The organism is Niallia sp. Kr1 (assembly GCF_050389805.1).
Taxonomy (GTDB): Bacteria; Bacillota; Bacilli; order Bacillales; family Cytobacillaceae; genus Bacillus_BD.
This window is the reverse complement of the sequence record NZ_CP130945.1, coordinates 3977201-3990768: the sequence shown is the minus strand read 5'-3', so window position 1 is coordinate 3990768 and position 13568 is coordinate 3977201. Positions and strand designations below refer to the sequence as shown.

The window sequence follows — 13568 nt, the reverse complement described above, 5'->3', positions numbered from 1 at the left end:
AGGATTGAGGGATAACATGAGAAACGCTAATAGAGAACAAACAGTGGCTGCCATTTTGAAAAATTACGGACTACAGCCAACCTTTGTAGAACAACAGGGAAAAGTGGATAAAGTGTATACTAATCAAGGGATTTATGCGTTAAAAAAAATCCATCCCCATCAAGGGCTCGATTTTATACGATATGTCCAAAATCTTTATCAACATGGATACAATCGCATTGTTCCGATTTATCCAACGTTAGATGGTCGATATGGGGTTCTTCATGAACAGGATCTTTATTATTTAATGCCATGGCTTCCGAATCAGGAAAAAGGAGATTATGCCAAAATCTTTCGCGAACTAGCACGTCTTCATACGCTGTCAGCACGTGAAGTAAAGGTGAATAAAGAAGATCGCAAGGCTCACTATGAAAAATCCATTGAAGAATTGGACCGAGAAGAAGAATTTATCAATGAATTAATTGAGGAATGTGACAAAAAGGTGTATTTGTCACCATTCGAATTAGCATTTTGTTCGTATTACCATACCATTAAGCATGCCTTGGCTTTCTCGAGAAGAAAACTAACAGAGTGGCACGAAAGTACAGAAGAGAACGACAAGGCACGGATTGTCATCATTCATGGAAAATTATCAAAGGATCATTTTCTCTTTGATGATAAGGGTTATGGTTATTTTAGCAACTTTGAAAAATCAACCATTGGTTCGCCGATCCATGATTTATTGCCATTCACGGTTCAATCGTTACGAGGTTATCCGAAGCAGTTCGAGGATTTAGTGGAATGGCTCTATACGTATTTTAAGTTTTTCCCTTTTAAAGAAGAGGAAATGCAGCTATTTCTTAGTTATTTAGCACAGCCCTCATTAATGATTAAGACCGCTGAGAAGCTTTATCTTGAAGGGAAAAATCGCAATGAGCGCAAGGCGGTTAAAAAGCTCCAAAGAGAATATTGGCTTTTAAAAAATATTGAATACGTCGTTTCTCGTATTGATGAAACGGAAAGACAAAAAAAGCTGCAACAGCAGCAAGAAGAAGCCCAGAACGCAGAATAGGGCTTCTTTTTTTTTATGTCCAGCTCCAGCGCCTACCCCCTCGAGGTCACAAGCTTGTCTAGTGTCGGCTCCTAGGGCCTAGGGTCATAAGTCAAGTAATTCTGAAGGCAAAGAACGCCTTTAGAAATACTCGTCATATGCCCTTCGTCCCTGGGCAGTCGCCTATACTTTTCTGCCAATCCGTCAAGAAGATAAAGAACAATCTTCATGCCGGCTTGTCTTGTGCTTGGTCGTACCGGCATAAGTACAACTACTCCTCTGTCTTCGCCTAAAGGCTAGCCAGTCGGAGAGTTTTTTTTATCGGGGGGGGACAAGGCGCTTGTGCTTTTCTTGTTAATGAACTTCAATAGCGGTTGGTGACTCGATGTTCAATTCGTTCTTTTCCATCCAGTCTTTTCCTTCCACATTTCTGGATACGAGCATGGCCGCTGCATTGTCGCCGGTAGCGTTTAACATCGTGGCTGGTGCGTCAATGATGGTACTGATCGCGGCAATAATCGGTAAAGATTCGATCGGAAATCCGTATAAGCTAATAATGAGCATTTCTGCAATCATGCCTCCGTTTGGAATAGCCCCCATCACTGTTCCTCCAAGTACAGCAATTAACATAGCAAGTCCAATTGTAGTGAAGCCAGAAAACTCCATATCAAATACACTAAACAAGACTGTAATTTTTAAAATAACCCCCATAACCGATCCATCTTTGTGCATCGACGCTCCTAACGGGATGACCGTTTCACGAATATCCTTTGGAATTCGCATTTTTTCAGTTGCTTCGATATTGACTGGAATTGCCGCCATTGAACTACATGTTGCTAAAGCGGTTACAGAAGGAGAAAGCATATTTCCCCAAAAACGACCTACCGCTTTCTTCCCACCAGCGATAAAGGCATAGGCTGTATAAAACACGAAGAAAAACACAATCGTAACACCTAAATAGAGAAGAGTTGTATGAAGATAGGTTCTCAGCATACTAGCTCCAAATGAACCAACTAAATGAGCGAAATAGGCGCCCAATCCGATTGGTGCATAATACATAATTAAATTCACCATTTTCGTAAGTACGACCGAACCTGCATCCATGAAACGAGCTAATGTTTTCGCCTTTTCACCTACGAGCGAAATCGATAACCCGAGCAGCAGTGAAAAGAAAATCAGCGCTAACATATGCTCACGTGTAAAAAGATTGATAAAGTTATCGGTTGTAAAAATCCCAACAATTTGGTCGGCAATCGAAATCTTTTCTACATCTTCAGGTTTCGTCAAAGCGATATTCATATCAGTAGCAGCTGGAAATAACTTAACCGCCGCAACCATTACAAGAGCGGCGACTAACCCCGTTCCGATAAAGACAATAAAAGTAGAACCCATGACTTTTTTGAATCGTCCCGCACTATCCATATTGGCAATTGCTGAGGTGACGGAGAAAAACACTAAGGGAACAACTAGCGTAAACATTAAATTTAAGAAAATATCTCCTAGCGGTTTCAGTAATTCTGCTTTTTCTCCCATCAGGATACCAATGATACTTCCTAAAATGACGGAAGACAGGAGGAGAATAGGGAAACGATAATTTTTCCAGGTCTTGTACAAAACAAAAACCTCCATATTAAGATTATGATTATAGCATTTTAAGTATATTACATTTTTAGGGAAGTCGAGTACGATTTTTTGAAGAATTACTGATTTTTCCATTTAACTTCCTTCAGCAGAAGTCTCCCACTTCAATTAGTTGTGAGATGAATGCAAGCTTTTATCAGTCCAGTTGGGGTTAACCCTAAGCTGAATGAAGTTAAAGCCTCCGGCGGATGTCTCGGATTTTTTAAAGGAAATTTCTCGAGCGGGCTCGAGAAAAATCCGGACGCAAATTCGACGGGCGAATTTGATATATGTAAAAAAGCCGCCTTATGAATGACGGCTTTAATCATTAAATTATATCTAAACGCAAGGCAAGGGCAATTAATACAAAAATAGCTAATAAAAAGACATCAAAGGTGGTAGGTAATAAAAACGTTCGAATTCCTTGAAAGACGCTAAAAGGAATGATAAATTGCTGACATATGCTCCTTGTCTTTTTTAACCATGGCGGCAGTGTATAGGGATTATAACGATTGTAGCGTTTCATGGTCCACTTCCTTTCGGCTATTATAGGCTATTTTATGTTTAAATGGGGGAATAAGTGACTATCATAAGAATGTACAATTCTTTTAAAATGAGGATATTCGACAAAAATCAGATTGCCATATTGACGAACAATCGAATTTTTAGGTAGTATAGGTAGTAGAATCAATTACATAATTAGGCATGGATAGGGAAGAGTACAATGACTTTTGCTTCAAAGAGAGGAAACCATTTGCTGGAAGGTTTCTAAGTAGAACCATTGGAAGTCGCCCTTGAGCTTTTTTTGCGAACGAATGACTATTTCAGTAGTAAAAAACGGATGAACACCGTTACCACAATGAAGTGCCAGCATGGCTTTTTTATGCTGGAAAAAAGGTGGTACCGCGAACTAGAGCTCCATTCGTCCTTTTATGACGATGGGGTTTTTTATTTTGCTTGAAATAAGAGGAGGACAGTATTCATGGAACAAAATGAATTAACAATGCCAACCAAATATGATCCACAGTCGATTGAACAAGGCCGTTACAAATGGTGGTTAGATGGAAAGTTTTTTGAAACAACAGAAGATGAAAGTAAACAGCCATACACAATCGTGATCCCACCTCCGAACGTAACGGGAAAACTTCATTTAGGACATGCTTGGGATACAACGCTTCAAGATATTTTAACAAGAATGAAGCGGATGCAAGGCTATGATGTACTTTGGTTACCAGGAATGGACCATGCGGGAATAGCGACACAAGCAAAAGTAGAAGCCAAGCTTCGTGAAGAGGGCAAAAGCCGTTATGATCTTGGACGAGAAAAGTTCCTAGAACAAACTTGGGCGTGGAAAGAAGAGTATGCTGGATTTATCCGTCAACAATGGGCAAAGCTTGGTCTTGGTCTTGATTACAGACGTGAACGCTTTACGATGGACGAAGGTCTTTCAAAAGCGGTAAACGCAGTGTTTGTTAAGCTTTATGAAAAAGGCTTGATCTACCGCGGGGAATATATTATTAACTGGGACCCTGCAACCAAAACAGCAATCTCAGATATTGAAGTGATCTATAAAGATGTTCAAGGTGCATTCTACCATATGAAATATCCTTTAGCAGATGGCTCTGGCTCGATTGAAATTGCGACTACTCGTCCAGAAACGATGCTTGGTGATACAGCGGTTGCCGTTCACCCTGAAGATGAGCGCTACAAGCATTTAATTGGAAAAACGGTTATTTTACCAATCGTTGGCCGTGAAATTCCAATTGTTGGGGATGATTATGTAGACATGGAATTTGGATCTGGTGCGGTGAAGATTACGCCTGCTCATGACCCGAATGACTTTGAAATAGGAAACCGTCATAACTTAGAGCGTGTCTTAGTGATGAACGAAGATGGAACGATGAACGCAAAAGCGGGTAAATACCAAGGAATGGACCGCTTCGAATGCCGTAAGCAAATCGTGAAGGATCTTCAAGAACAAGGTGTACTTTTCAAAATTGAAGATCATATGCACTCAGTTGGTCACTCTGAAAGAAGTGGAGCGGTTGTTGAACCATATCTATCCACTCAATGGTTTGTAAAAATGCAGCCACTTGCAGACGCATCGATTGAGCTTCAAAAACAAGACGGCAAAGTAAACTTTGTTCCTGATCGTTTCGAAAAGACGTACCTACATTGGATGGAAAACATCCGTGACTGGTGTATTTCTCGTCAGCTTTGGTGGGGACACCGTATTCCGGCTTGGTATCATAAAGAAACTGGCGAGGTTTACGTTGGAACAGAAGCACCTGCAGACAGTGAAAACTGGACTCAAGATAATGATGTACTGGATACATGGTTCAGTTCAGCTCTATGGCCATTCTCAACACTAGGCTGGCCTGATGAAGATAGTGCTGATTTCAAACGTTATTACCCAACTGATGCGCTTGTAACAGGCTATGACATCATTTTCTTCTGGGTATCTCGTATGATTTTCCAAGGAATCGAATTTACTGGCAAACGTCCATTCAAAGACGTTCTGATCCATGGTTTAATTCGTGATGCAGAAGGTCGTAAAATGAGTAAATCACTAGGAAACGGAATTGACCCAATGGATGTGATTGACAAATACGGTGCCGATTCCCTTCGTTACTTCCTAGCAACTGGTTCATCACCAGGTCAAGACTTACGTTTTAGCATGGAAAAAATCGAATCGACTTGGAACTTTGCCAATAAGATTTGGAACGCTTCTCGTTTCGCGTTAATGAATATGGAAGGCTTGAAATATAGGGAGATTGATCTGACTGGTGAAAAATCAGTAGCGGACAAGTGGATTTTAACTCGCTTAAATGAAACAATCGAACATGTAACAAGACTTTCGGATCGTTATGAATTCGGTGAAGTCGGTCGTGTTCTTTACAACTTCATCTGGGATGACTTCTGTGACTGGTACATCGAAATGTCAAAACTACCGTTATATGGGGAAGATGAAGCAGCGAAGAAAACAACTCGCTCAATCTTAGCTTATGTATTAGACAACATCATGCGTCTAATGCATCCGTTCATGCCGTTTATTACGGAAGAAATTTGGCAAAACTTACCACATAGTGGAGAGTCTATTACAGTAGCGAAATGGCCTGTAGCAGATCCTTCATTAACCGATGTAAAAGCAGCAGAAGAAATGAAATTGTTGGTGGAAATCATTCGCTCTGTACGAAATAGCCGTGCAGAAGTGAATACACCATTAAGCAAGAAAATTAAAATGATCGTGAAAGCAAAAGATGCGGAAGTTCTAGCAACTTTAGAGAAAAATAAAGCGTATCTAGAGCGTTTCTGTAATCCTGAAGAATTAGTGCTTGGTACAGACGTAGCAACACCAGACAAAGCGATGACATCAATCGTAACAGGAGCGGAAATCATTCTACCTCTTGAAGGTTTAATCAACTTAGACGAAGAAATCGCCCGTCTTGAAAAAGAATTAGACAAGCTGAATAAAGAGGTAGAACGTGTTCAAAAGAAACTAAGCAACGAAGGCTTTGTTAAAAAAGCTCCAGAAAAAGTTATTAACGAAGAAAGAGCAAAAGAAAAAGATTACACGGAAAAGCGTGCAATTGTAGAAGAACGTTTAAAAGAACTAAAAGGCATGTAATTCAATTTCAAAAGTGGGGGCTTTGCCCCTACTTTTTATGTAAGGAGACGCAACTATGTTTCATACATACGAAGAAGTCATACAGTGGATCGAATCGAGATTAATCGTCGGGGTTAAGCCAGGTTTAGAGCGGATGGAATGGATGCTAGAAAAACTGGATCATCCAGAAAAGAAAATCACCACTGTGCATATCGGTGGAACCAATGGCAAAGGCTCAACCGTGACTTATTTACGATCCATTCTAGAAAATGCCGGCTATAAAACGGGAACTTTTACATCCCCGTATATTGAGCAATTTAACGAACGCATCAGTATAAATGGGCAGCCTATTACGGATGAGAATATCGTAAAGCTAGGAAATATCATTTATCCCCTTTCTGTAGAGTTAGAAGAAACGGAACTCGGTGGTCCATCTGAATTCGAGATTATCACGATCATGGCGATCTATTATTTTGCCGAAATGCATCCGGTTGATCTAGCAATTTTCGAGGTCGGACTAGGTGGACGCTTTGACTCAACGAATGTTATTCAACCCTTACTAGAAATCATTACGAATATTGGTTTGGATCATGTGAAGTTTTTAGGAAATACCCATCAAGAAATTGCATTTGAAAAGGCGGGTATCATTAAGGCGGGAACCAGTTTGATTACAGGCGTTAGTCAACCAGAAGCACAAGAAGTCATACTAAACAAAGCTGATGAATTAAATGTACCTTCGTTTCTATTAAACCGAGATTTTAGTGTTGTCGATCACGAATCGATTCCAAGGGGTGAATCTTTTACTTGGAAGGACGACGAAACGATATTATCTCATTTAGAACTATCAATGTTTGGAAGACATCAAACTGAAAACGCAGCTCTAGCCGTAAAAGCATCTCTTATTTTAGAAAAAGACCATTCTTTTAAAATTGAAGAAAAACATATCCGTGAAGGACTAAAGAATGCTTTCTGGCCTGGACGATTTGAAATCCTTTCCCGTGAACCGTTGGTTGTCATTGATGGTGCTCATAATGAAGAAGGGGTTAATGCGTTAGTAGAAGTCTTGAATAATCGATTTACTTCTAAGAAAAAAGAGATAATCTTCTCGGCACTCTCAGATAAAAAGTTAGATAAAATGATTGCCAACTTGGATAAGGCTGCAGATCAAATTACATTTGTTTCGTTTGATCATCCACGGGCATCGAATGTAGAAGACTTATATGAGATTAGTAATAGCAAGAATAAACATTATAACAAGGATTGGAAGCAAGCGATTGAGGAAGAGTTTCGGTCATTGAATTCGGATGAAATACTGGTCGTGACAGGGTCTCTTTATTTTATATCAGTTGTGAAACCATTTATAATGGATGTTTTATCTTAATAACTTTTCTATATAACCCCTGATTTAGACTAAAAGATAAAATTGCTCAGTTATGACCTTATGACCGTGCAATTTTATCTTATTTTTATTCTTCGGTCTTTTCTTAAATTAATTTTTACCAAAATATCAATGAACATTGTGTGAATTTTTCATTAGTAAAATACTAATTATTAACAAAAATGATTTAGGTAGCAAAAAGGTTATAATAAGATAGGAGTAACACGATATGTAATTTGGGGGAATAAAAATGCATGTGAAAAGGCTAGTGTTTATAGTAGTTATAATGGTCTTTGCAATATTGATAGCAGGATGTCAGCAAGATGAATCTAAAGAAGAAGCAGTTCAACAAAATAATGATACGAAATATGAGGATTATGTTTATAAGAAGTATGATCTTGATGTAAAAGATAAAGTCAAATTAGGGGAAGAGAACGCAGAGAATTCATTTGTTTTAGCTTTTGACTATTCATGTCCATGGTGTCATAAATGGATGGAAGAAGTATTACCAGTCGTGCAGGAGAAATATATCGATACCGGTAAAGCTAACTATGTAGGTCAACCCCTTGTCCTACTAGCTCAGAGATCATTACTATTATCTCATGTCGATTACTATATGGAAAAAAATCAACCGGAAAAGCTTTATGATATCCAGCTTCGTATGACAAAGGAAGCGAATAACGAGGGTTGGGGAACGGAAGAATATGTTCAAACGACATTGAAGGACTATGGAGTCGATATTAGCATAGAAGAACTTGAGGAAAATAATCCCGATCCTATTTCTCTTACTCGAAATTACACAAAAAATCTTGATGTTCAATCCGTTCCAACTTTGTATATCAACGGCATTAAAGTATACAATGCATTTAATGTAGATGAGATCGAGCAAATTCTCAATGGAGAAATTAAAGAGAATGATGTTATAAAAGTTCCAGTCAGTGAATAGAAGTTCTAAGAAATTTAAAATATTACAATATTATCATTTAAAAATAAAGTAATAGTCTATTCAGGCATTTAGTCATGGATAGGCTATTTTTTTGTACAAAACGCCTCTGTAGTAAAATATAAATGTGACAAAAATTTGCCTAATTCGAGTTTAAGTCACAATATATGATAAGTGCAGTACTTAGAAAAATGCTTATTTTTTCAATAAAAACCGGTTCTTAATCCCCAATTATTAGCAACTGTTCAATGAAAGAATATGCTTTCTTCCTGAGAATACACATGGTACAATAATAACAGATACGGATGAGTATCTTTTGTTAAAAATGTAAAATATAGGTAAAAAGTAACGGATAACACTTGCTAATCTTGTCGATAGCAGTGTAGAATTATTCTAAACTAATATTTAATATTGGATGTTATGAAAAATGACTTGTAACTGGGCACCTGAGTCATTTGGAGCAATTGGTGCAACCGGCCTTTGCAGATCGTATACTCATATACATGTGTGAAGGTTATTTTTTTAGTTTAAGAGAGTGAATACTCAAAAAAAGAAATCTAGTAAAACAAGGGGAGGAGAAGTTCAAATGAAATTAATCAAAAAACTTTTGAACTCAAAAATGAAGTTTGCTAAGAATCAAAAAGGTTTAACACTTATTGAGTTGCTTGTAGTAATTGTTATTTTGGGGATTATTGCTGCAATTGCAATTCCTGCAATCGCTAATCAGTCTTCAAAAGCTAGGGAAAGTGCAGTTGAGCAAACTAATTCAATTGTCAAGGATGCTGTTCAACGCTATATTGCTGTTGAAGAAACCTATACTGCAGGCGATGCAGTAACTTTGAAAGACTTAATGGATGAAAAACTTTTGCAAGATATCCCAAGTTGTCCAGAAGGTAGCACCATTAATGTTACAAATACAGAATCAAATGGAAGTGTAACTGCAGATAGTACAACAGATTTACTAGGGGTTAATTATTGTGAATTAAATTAATTCATAAATGAATGATAATAAAAAAGCTGTCGCGTCGTACATGACGGCGACAGCTTTTTTATTACATGGTTTTTAACACACAGAAGGGAAGAATTCTTTTGTTAATAATTGATATTTTTATAATCATATTTGGATTAATATTAGGAAGTTTTTTTAATGTCGTTGCGATTCGCTTATTAAATAAAGAATCCATTGTATTCCCTCCTTCGCATTGTATTTACTGTAAACACCAATTACATGCATTTGATTTAATCCCTGTTTTCAGCTATATATTTTTAAAAGGTAAATGTCGTTACTGTAAAAGTCCTGTCTCTCTCCTATACGCATTGGGTGAGTTATTAACAGCAGTATCTATTTTGTTTGTATATAAAAATGTGGGAGTAAATCTCGAACTAATCCCAGCACTTCTATTAACGATATTATTAGTAATCTCGGTTTTAACTGATATTCGAGAACAACTAATCTTAGATATTGTTACGTTACCTATGGTAGGGTTATTAATCATTTCTCGTTTATTTATTGGTACAGAACCATTTTTGTACTACTTGATCGGTGGTGCGGCAGGATTTTTATTATTACTATTCCTTGCAATTGTCAGTAAAGGAGGCATGGGCGGGGGAGATATTAAATTATACGCTGCCATTGGTGTGGCTTTAGGACCTCTCCTTACTGTGATGAGTCTCGTCCTTGCGTCCTTTGTTGGGGCAATCGCAGGGATTTTCCTGATGATGACAGGAAGAGTCAAAAAGGGTCAGCCCATTGCTTTTGGTCCCTCTATCTTTATTGGAACTTTAGTGGCTTATGTCTATGGTAATGAAATATTGGATTGGTATATAAGCTTTTGGTAGAGGTGAAATCTATGAAAAATGAGAGAGGTATCACTTTAATAGAGCTTTTAGTAGCTGTTGTTATTTCAGGAATTATCATCATTCCTTTGCTTACAATCCTAAGTGGTTCCTATACTCGAACAATAAAACAAGGTGAGGAAACCCAATTAATGTACTTTGCTCAAGAAGTTATTGAGGGAATAAGAAGTGAAGGATTTGTAATTGGAACGACACCGACAAAATATTGGTGTTTAAACAATAGCGGATGTGAATCTAGTGAAAACTCTAGCATTCAATACGATGCAATTGTTGAGGTTAGTTCATTTCCTATAACATTTAATGTAATTTCAAATGATGTAATTGAAGCCTATGAGGTAATAGTAACAGCAAAGTCGTTATCAAATAACCTATCAACTGAATTGGTAACGGTGGTGGTGAATACAAATAATGAATAACCAAAAGGGAATTACTCTAGTAGAGTTATTAGTTGTCATTACAATTATGTCTTTTGCAATATTTGTGCCAATGAGTTTATTTAATTTATCTATAAAGACCGAGAAGGACGTCAGAATAGAAAATGAATTACAAAGAGAGGCAAGGTTTGTTATCGAATATATAACTAAACATGTGCGAGACGGTGCATTTTTTGAAAAAGAACCTACAGTAGGAGGAGACATTTTTTTAAAAGTTGAAAATGAAGATAGTACGATAACAAGTTTACTACAGTATGATTCTAGCGCTAATAAGGTTTACTTAGATCCAGAATATAGTTCGCAAATAATATCACAGCATATAGTTGAGTTTACTTGGGATGATACTAGTAATCTTTTATATTTGAAATTTGTACTGGATAATATAGATTATGAAGTATCTACTGAAATCTCAAAAACAAGAATTAGGGGTATATAGAGAAAGGTGATAAGATGCGGAAAGCAAGCTTAATAATATTATCTAAACTGCGAAATCAAAGTGGCGCGGCCCTTCTATATATATTATTTACTGTTGTATTTATCAGTATTGTAGGGACAGGACTTCTCATGAGTACAACTTATGGTACAAAGTCAGTTGTAATAAATGAAAAAAAACAACAAGAGTTTTATCTTGCAGAAGGAGCTCTTGAGATATTTTTAAATGAATTAGCTACTTTTAATAATCCAGATGTGATTTTAGAAAGTGAAAATAGTATTCCTTATACGATAAATGGTAGAGAAATGTTAGTAGAAATAAGTGGAAATAATCCATATACATTAACTGCAGGATACAAAGAATCTAGTTTAATTAAAAGAAGTGTTGTTATTGAACCTACTGAACAGGTTAATTTTACAATGAATACACCAATTATTACAGGTATAGGAAATGATAAAACATACTTACCGTATGAAAGTGTTGAGGAATTAAATGTTTTTCAATTACTTTATGATTATGTCATAGGTAATAAAGAAGAATTAAATGATATGGGCTTTACTATTAGTGAATATAAGGGGGAAACACTAACAGAAGTACCAGCAAATACTATTATGTATACCAATTTAAATACAAATAGTGAAGTGGAAATTAAAAACGATACTCTAACTATCTCGGGTCTATTGCTCGCAAAGCAAATAAATAAAACCGGAAACAGTGATATAACTTTGAATTTTAATGGAGGAACAATTATCTCAGAAGGTATATGTCAAAGTAATGCAATTACGGGTTCTTGTCCAGAAGGAGAATTTAAGGGTAAAGATCATAATGGAAACATTGATAAATGGGAAATCAATCGCAATGAAGCTCCCAGTTTTACATGTGAAATGTTAGGGGAAGCAGTTAAGGAATCTGCTAATGTTCAAATCAAAGAGCAGATTAATAACGTTTGCCTAAGCTCAGATTCTGATAATGAAATTGATAGATCCTTTAATATATTGAAATATAAAACACAATAGTTATAAACCCTAAGTGCATTTCTTCTAAAGCAGGATTTATCAATATTCAACTTTTAGTTAGATTATTTAAGGTGTGGTGACAACATGTTTCGCAACAAAAAATTCTCAGGAATAGATTTCCACGAAAATTACATCACCTGTGCAACAATCAAACTCGAAAGAGGCATCCCAGTTGTACAAGGTGTTACAAAAATAGATTTCAAATCCCCTATTTTGGCTGGAGGACGAGTAAACCAGCCTGAAGACTTATCGGAATTTTTGGAAGGTGTATTAAAGGACGGTTCCATCTCTAAAGAAGCTCATCTCGCCATTCCAACGCAAAATATACTCATTAGGAAAATTACCTCGTTGCCAGACATTGGGGAAACTGAACTAGCTAAGTTATTGCAGTTTGAGATCGGAGAAAGTATTCACCTGCCATTTGAAAATCCAATTTATGATTTTGTTAAAATTGGATCAATTGTTCCAGAACCTATCGATGGTGATCGAGAAGATGGGATGGAAGAACTCTCTTTAGATGATCTTGCGCAAGGGATTCAACAAACAATGGAAGGTCCTAAAAGTGAAATCTTGCTTTTTGCTACATCACAAGCTTTATCGCAGGATTTAGCAGATGTTTGTCATGAAGCCGGACTTAAACCATTAACAGCTGAAATTCGTGGATTGGCGTTGCAACGATTACTTTCGTATGCCCAACCACGTTGGTTAACCCAAACCGAGATGATAATCGATGTATCGAAGAATTCGTTAGATATTCATATATTTAAAGATGGGATGATTGTTTTCTCAAGAATGATGTCCATTCATACAAATGACATGGTATCAAATGTCTCTCCGACTAGACCAAGTCCAGACGACGATGTTTTGTTATTTGAAGAGGATATCCCTGTCTTTAGAGAAACACAAAGTCAAATTGCCGCAACCATTGAAGAAGTCATGGATCTAAATCAAGAATCTTACGTCAATGAAATCGCGCTTGAAATTGAGAAAGCCCAGAACTTTTTCCGTTATTCTTTAAATGAACGGGATAGTGAGTTTAAAAGAATCATTGTGACTGGAGAAAAGACCGATGGGATATTTCAACCCTTAAAAGAGAGACTGGGAACGGAAGAAATTGTTCGCATTGATTATCGTTCCATCCTCAATCATGACTTTACAAATGAAGATCTATTAGATTCATGTAGTGTGGCTATAGGTCTCGCAATGAGGGCCAATGATATTCAGAAAAAATAAGGAGATCATTGTGCATT

General features: G+C 37.0%; 12 protein-coding genes, 1 riboswitch and 1 other annotated feature. Of the genes, 10 read left to right on the top strand and 2 right to left on the bottom strand.

The window, feature by feature from the left end:
- The first annotated feature begins 16 nt into the window (after positions 1 to 16).
- Positions 17 to 1051, top strand: coding sequence for a spore coat protein YsxE (ysxE, locus tag Q5760_RS19610; RefSeq protein ID WP_428909291.1), 1035 nt, complete (start codon positions 17 to 19; stop codon positions 1049 to 1051).
- Positions 1052 to 1384: 333 nt separating this feature from the next.
- On the opposite strand, the gene Q5760_RS19605 is transcribed toward ysxE, so the two are convergent.
- Both Q5760_RS19605 and Q5760_RS19600 read right to left on the bottom strand, forming a co-directional pair.
- Complete coding sequence (locus tag Q5760_RS19605; protein ID WP_428909290.1) at positions 1385 to 2644, bottom strand: dicarboxylate/amino acid:cation symporter; 1260 nt, start codon at positions 2642 to 2644, stop codon at positions 1385 to 1387.
- Between the two features lie 334 nt (positions 2645 to 2978).
- Positions 2979 to 3176, bottom strand: a complete 198-nt coding sequence (locus Q5760_RS19600; RefSeq protein ID WP_428909289.1) for a hypothetical protein — start codon at positions 3174 to 3176, stop codon at positions 2979 to 2981.
- 171 nt (positions 3177 to 3347) lie between these two features.
- Positions 3348 to 3583, top strand: a binding site (T-box leader).
- Positions 3584 to 3632: 49 nt separating this feature from the next.
- On the opposite strand from Q5760_RS19600, the gene Q5760_RS19595 reads away from it, so the two are divergent.
- The 9 genes from Q5760_RS19595 (at position 3633) to pilM (ending at position 13551) form a co-directional block, all read left to right on the top strand.
- Entirely contained in the window at positions 3633 to 6278 is a 2646-nt protein-coding gene (locus Q5760_RS19595; protein ID WP_428909288.1) for a valine--tRNA ligase, read from the top strand.
- 55 nt (positions 6279 to 6333) lie between these two features.
- Positions 6334 to 7638: a bifunctional folylpolyglutamate synthase/dihydrofolate synthase gene (locus tag Q5760_RS19590; protein ID WP_428909287.1), complete on the top strand. Its 1305-nt coding sequence runs from the start codon at positions 6334 to 6336 to the stop codon at positions 7636 to 7638.
- Between the two features lie 283 nt (positions 7639 to 7921).
- The gene (locus Q5760_RS19585; protein ID WP_428909286.1) at positions 7922 to 8581 is read left to right on the top strand and encodes a DsbA family protein; all 660 of its coding nucleotides are present in this window, start codon (positions 7922 to 7924) and stop codon (positions 8579 to 8581) included.
- A 401-nt stretch (positions 8582 to 8982) separates the two neighbouring features.
- A riboswitch (cyclic di-GMP riboswitch) is annotated at positions 8983 to 9066 on the top strand.
- Between the two features lie 98 nt (positions 9067 to 9164).
- Positions 9165 to 9569 carry a prepilin-type N-terminal cleavage/methylation domain-containing protein gene (locus Q5760_RS19580; protein ID WP_428909285.1) on the top strand — a complete coding sequence of 135 codons (405 nt, stop codon included), beginning with the start codon at positions 9165 to 9167 and terminating at the stop codon, positions 9567 to 9569.
- A 98-nt stretch (positions 9570 to 9667) separates the two neighbouring features.
- Positions 9668 to 10417, top strand: a complete 750-nt coding sequence (locus Q5760_RS19575; protein WP_428909284.1) for a prepilin peptidase — start codon at positions 9668 to 9670, stop codon at positions 10415 to 10417.
- An 11-nt stretch (positions 10418 to 10428) separates the two neighbouring features.
- Positions 10429 to 10851, top strand: a complete 423-nt coding sequence (locus Q5760_RS19570) for a type IV pilus modification PilV family protein (RefSeq protein ID WP_428909283.1) — start codon at positions 10429 to 10431, stop codon at positions 10849 to 10851.
- Positions 10844 to 11305, top strand: coding sequence for a PilW family protein (locus Q5760_RS19565; RefSeq protein WP_428909282.1), 462 nt, complete (start codon positions 10844 to 10846; stop codon positions 11303 to 11305). Before Q5760_RS19570 ends, Q5760_RS19565 begins: the two co-directional genes overlap by 8 nt.
- Positions 11306 to 11319: 14 nt before the next feature.
- Positions 11320 to 12318, top strand: coding sequence for a hypothetical protein (locus Q5760_RS19560; RefSeq protein ID WP_428909281.1), 999 nt, complete (start codon positions 11320 to 11322; stop codon positions 12316 to 12318).
- A gap of 84 nt (positions 12319 to 12402) precedes the next feature.
- On the top strand, positions 12403 to 13551 hold the full coding sequence (gene pilM, locus Q5760_RS19555) for a type IV pilus biogenesis protein PilM (RefSeq protein WP_428909280.1): 1149 nt from the start codon (positions 12403 to 12405) through the stop codon (positions 13549 to 13551).
- The last annotated feature ends 17 nt before the right edge of the window (positions 13552 to 13568 follow it).